Raw genomic sequence first — 4,483 nt, forward strand, 5'->3', positions numbered from 1 at the left:
CCCCAGGACCCTGCGGCCACTCCCGAGGCGCCGGCCGCCGCTCCGCCCGCCCAGGCACCGGCTGCGGCGGCGCCCCAGGGCCACACACCGCCCGACGCCTCCTGGCCCCCGCCCCCGCCGCCGCCCGGCACCCCGTCGTACGGCGGAGGCGGCGGTGACGCCGGTCACGGCGGGCAGGGCGGTCACGGCGGTCACGGCTTCGGCCAAGGCCCGGGCGACGGTACGGGAGGCAGCGGCTGGGGAGCCTCGTACCAGCAGTCCCCCGCGCCCAAGCCGGGCCGCGGCCGAGGCGGCGTGCTCGTCGGAATCCTGGTCGCGGCGCTGGTCGCGGGCGGTCTGGGCGGCGGCCTCGGCTACACCCTGGCCAAGAACAACGACGACAGCGGCTCCACGACCGTCTCCGCGTCCGACACCGGCGGCTCCGTCAAGCGCGAGGCGGGCACGGTGGCCGGTGTGTCCAACAAGGCGCTGCCCAGCACGGTCACCATCCAGGCCGAGGGAAGCAACGGCGAGGGCGGCACCGGCACCGGCTTCGTCTTCGACAAGCAGGGCCACATCGTCACCAACAACCACGTGGTGGCGGAGGCGGTCGACGGCGGCAAGCTCAGCGCGACCTTCCCCGACGGCAAGAAGTACGACGCCGAGGTGGTCGGCAACGCGCAGGGGTACGACGTCGCGGTCATCAAGCTGGAGAACGCCCCGTCCGACCTGAACCCGCTCCCCCTCGGCGACTCCGACAAGGTCGCCGTGGGCGACTCGACGATCGCCATCGGCGCCCCCTTCGGCCTGTCCAACACGGTCACCACGGGCATCATCAGCGCCAAGAACCGCCCCGTGGCCTCCAGCGACGGCGGCGCGGACAGCAAGGCGTCCTACATGAGCGCCCTCCAGACCGACGCGTCGATCAACCCGGGCAACTCCGGCGGCCCGCTGCTGGACGCCCAGGGCAACGTCATCGGCATCAACTCCGCGATCCAGTCCACGAGCAACGGCGGCTTCGGCACCGGCCAGGCCGGCTCCATCGGCCTGGGCTTCGCGATCCCGGTCAACCAGGCGAAGTTCGTCGCCCAGCAGCTGATCAAGACCGGCAAGCCCGTCTACGCGAAGATCGGCGCCTCGGTCTCCCTGGAGGAGACGACGAACGGCGCGAAGCTCACCGAGCAGGGCGTGGGCGGCTCCGACCCCGTCGAGGCGGGCGGCCCGGCGGCCGACGCGGGCCTCAAGCCGGGCGACGTCATCACCAAGCTCGACGACCGGGTGATCGACAGCGGCCCGACCCTGATCGGCGAGATCTGGACCCACAAGCCCGGCGACGAGGTCACGGTCACCTACGAGCGCGGCGGCAAGCAGCACACCACCGAACTCACCCTCGGCTCCAAGCTGGGCGACGACTGACCCACACCCCCGGACCGACCCGCTACCCTGGTCCCGCGCCACGATCACGACCGGCGCGGGGTGGGTTGCCCGAGCGGCCTAAGGGAACGGTCTTGAAAACCGTCGTGGCAGCGATGTCACCGTGGGTTCAAATCCCACACCCACCGCAGTGATACGGCCCCTGACCAGGCGTTACGGTCGGGGGCCGTTGGCGTGTGCGCTGCCCGCCGTGCACCGCCGTTCCCCGCGGTTTCCCGGCCGATCGGGCACGGAAGGGGCACGCGCGTTGAGGTCTCAAGACCCGCTGCGAGGAGTGCGTGCCAGGAGGCCGGTGCCAGAGAACGGGATATCTGCCGTGAGGGACAGTGGACTGATACCGAGGTCGGCGGCGATCTCCGGAGCCATGTGCATGGTTTCCATGGCCCATTCGTCCTCGTCCTCCTCGCTCTCGGTTGCCGCATCCCAAGTCGTGGCCAGCCCCAGGGCCTCTCGGCAGGAGCGTTCATAGGGCAGCGGTTCACCGAGTGTCAGATAGTGATCCTCGCCGTCGCCGGTCTCGCAGTAACGGCGTACGACCGCCCCATGCTCTGCGATCAGCCACGCCGACCCGTCACCCTGCGCGCCGTAGTAATAGGCCTGCGCTCGTCCGTAACGAGCGCTCAGTGCCTCGCACAGGCGCAGCACATCATCCGAGCGTTCGGTGTCGCAGGGATCGCACCATCGTCCGATAACCAGGGTCCACCCGTTGAGTGCCGGGCTCACGTACACCCGACCAGTCCTCTCGGTTCCGGAATGGCTGTCCTCGTCGACGGCTTCTTCAGCGTCGCCGAAAGAGACAGGTACCGGGTCCGTCAGCCCCAGTAGGGACATGACTCCGAGCTGATCCTGGGTCGGTACCGCAATCCAACGGAGCCAGCACGTCAGAAATGGCCTGGGCAGCAGATCAGGAGCCGATGTAGTCACGGTGGCACGCTTGCACACGCTTCCGACAAGCTGAAGCCTCGACGTAGAGAACCAAGCCCGTCAGCGGCTGATCGGAATCTCGTACACGATCTCGCAGTGCGCGGCCGGCACCACGATGTCCGCCGTCTCGACCGGCCGCCCCTGGTCGCTGCAGTACGTCCGCCGGATGTGCGTGACGAGAGCGGCCTTCTGGATTCCGAGCAGCGACGCCTCCTCTGCGGTCGCCTGCCTGGGCTCGGGCTGCTCCACGGCATGGCTGACGGTGATCCCGATGGCGGCCATCCGATTCACGACGCCTGCGCCAGCGTGGGGACCCCCCTCGGGGAGGACGACGAGAGTGCCTGCGGTGAGGTCGTACGGCTCCCAACTGGTCGAGAGCTGCACGGGCCTGCCGTCGGCCAGAAACTCGTAAGCGGTCCGGACGCACAGCTCGCCCTCGGCGATCCCGAGCCGGGCGGCGATCTCCGCCGGGGCCGGCACCTTGGCGTCGGTCCTGCTCTCCCAATCCCCCTGCCTACCGACGGGCCTTCATGTCCGCCCGGAAAGGCGACCCTTCGGGCTGCTCACGCGCCGACGACCGCACCACGCGCACGCGCTGCCGGGGCTCGGCGACGTAGGTGCCCGAACCGGCTCGGCCTTCCAGCACGCCCTGGGAGATCAGCAGCTCCTGAGCCCCGGTCGACGTACCGGTGATCTACGAGACGTGCGTCTGATCCTGCCACCCCGCGCCGGACCACTCCACGCGACCGGTGGTGAAGCGGTGAGTAACTGGGCCCCTGGGGGTGCGCTGGCATCCAACGTCGAGATCACGGCCGCCACGGTTCTGCTAGGCGACGTCATCCAAGTCGGCGGTCGGGCCTGCCGGGTGAGTGACCTATTCCAGTTGCGCCAGGGGGCGAAGCAGCTCCTGTTCGAGTCGGGAGAGCTGCTGACCATAAACGGGCGGACCCGGCTCGTCGCCGTGCGGATGACGAGAAGGCGGTGACACAGTCCCGGACCTCCCGCCGCCTCGTCGTCGCCAACGACCTGAGACGCCAGATCACGACTGGCCGCACCGGGCCCGGTGAACGGCTCCCGTCTGAGTCCGCCCTGGCCGACCGGTACAAGGTCGCACGGCCACAGTGCGAAGCGCCCTCGCCGTACTCCAGGGAGAAGGCCTCGTCGAGAAGATCCACGGCAAGGGCAACTTCGTCCGCCGCCCGCCGCGCAAGATCACGTACGTCTGTGGATGGGGCACCCCGGATCCTCGGACTGCCGCAGACGTGGACCTGCGCGTGACGGTCCGAACTACGGCACTGCCCGCGCGGGGGCACCTGACCCCGCTTCTGAAGGTGGGGGACGGAAGCCCACTGTCCGAATTCCTCCGACTCAGCTACGAGGGAGAGTCCCCACACCGCTTGGCCCGCGTCTACGTACCGCGAGACCTGGCACCGATCACGGCGCTCGGCGACCAGTCCTCAAGGGCCTGGGCGGGGCTCGCTTTCTCTGTGCCGGACCCGCCGCCGGCCGAGGTGCACGAGAGGGTGTCAGCCCGTCTCCCAACGCCGGATGAGGCGTCGACCCTGCGGATCAACACAGCCTTGGCCGTCCTCGCGATCACTCGCGTTGCGGCAGACAACGCCGGGCGAGTCATTGAGGCGGCACTACTGGTGTTCCCTGGGGGGCGTGTCGACGCCGTCTTCAGCACCCACGACGTGATCGAAGAAGGGCGGGCGCACAGATGACGCCGCAGAACGAACTACGACTCCTCCGGTGGTCGGGCCCGGACGGCAAGCCCTGCCACCTGAGCACCGATGACAGCGGCGGCTACATGTCCCGCCTGGCGGACAACATCGAAGCGGTACAACTCGTGATGGCAACCGATCTTCTGGAGCGGGCCGTGGGAGTCCTCGGCGACCAGGACGCCGGCCGCGATGACCTTCGGCTCATGCTGACCGAAGTGACCCGAACCCTACGAGACGTGGTCCCCGCGGCAACCAGCCGCGGTCACCTCCTGGCGGTGAGCGAGCTCCAGTTCTAAGAGGTCGTTTTCTCCCATTGTTTCATCCCTGAGTATGCCGTTTTGTCTGTGGTGTCGGATCGCGCCAGGAGGTGGTGCTCTCGCTGGTGAGGCGGCGGGCCATGAGGTCGGTCATGGCGATATGGA

At 69.0% G+C, this 4,483-nt stretch carries 4 protein-coding genes, 1 tRNA gene and 2 pseudogenes; 5 read left to right on the top strand and 2 right to left on the bottom strand.

The genetic code is table 11. The features are described from left to right. Together DMH12_RS37310 and DMH12_RS37315 are read left to right on the top strand one after the other, a co-directional pair. Positions 1–1,395 (top strand): S1C family serine protease (locus DMH12_RS37310; protein ID WP_125495713.1); only part of this gene is annotated, 1,395 nt, incomplete at its 5' end. A gap of 59 nt (positions 1,396–1,454) precedes the next feature. After that, a tRNA-Ser gene (locus DMH12_RS37315) sits at positions 1,455–1,541 on the top strand. 127 nt (positions 1,542–1,668) lie between these two features. Here DMH12_RS37315 and DMH12_RS37320 read toward each other — a convergent pair. Continuing rightward, on the bottom strand, positions 1,669–2,244 hold the full coding sequence (locus tag DMH12_RS37320) for a hypothetical protein (protein WP_125495714.1): 576 nt from the start codon (positions 2,242–2,244) through the stop codon (positions 1,669–1,671). A 153-nt stretch (positions 2,245–2,397) separates the two neighbouring features. Further along, a pseudogene (locus DMH12_RS37325) lies at positions 2,398–3,031 on the bottom strand (GntR family transcriptional regulator). 66 nt (positions 3,032–3,097) lie between these two features. On the opposite strand from DMH12_RS37325, the gene DMH12_RS40155 reads away from it, so the two are divergent. The 3 genes and pseudogenes from DMH12_RS40155 (at position 3,098) to DMH12_RS37340 (ending at position 4,357) form a co-directional block, all read left to right on the top strand. Further along, the gene (locus tag DMH12_RS40155) at positions 3,098–3,322 is read left to right on the top strand and encodes a hypothetical protein (protein ID WP_125495716.1); all 225 of its coding nucleotides are present in this window, start codon (positions 3,098–3,100) and stop codon (positions 3,320–3,322) included. After that, positions 3,319–4,061, top strand: a pseudogene (locus DMH12_RS37335) (GntR family transcriptional regulator). The gene DMH12_RS40155 and the pseudogene DMH12_RS37335 overlap by 4 nt, the downstream one beginning before the upstream one ends. Next, a complete protein-coding gene (locus DMH12_RS37340) occupies positions 4,058–4,357 on the top strand; it encodes a hypothetical protein (protein ID WP_125495715.1) in 300 nt (99 codons plus the stop codon). Before DMH12_RS37335 ends, DMH12_RS37340 begins: the two are co-directional and overlap by 4 nt. Positions 4,358–4,483: the final 126 nt, after the last annotated feature.

The sequence above is a fragment of the Streptomyces sp. WAC 04229 genome (genome assembly GCF_003947455.1).
Lineage (GTDB): Bacteria > Actinomycetota > Actinomycetes > Streptomycetales > Streptomycetaceae > Streptomyces.

Coding starts and splice junctions, on each gene's coding strand:
- DMH12_RS37320 (WP_125495714.1), bottom strand. CDS start 2,244: ATGTCCCTACTGGGGCTGACGGACCCGGTACCTGTCTCTTTCGGCGAC.
- DMH12_RS37340 (WP_125495715.1), top strand. CDS start 4,058: ATGACGCCGCAGAACGAACTACGACTCCTCCGGTGGTCGGGCCCGGAC.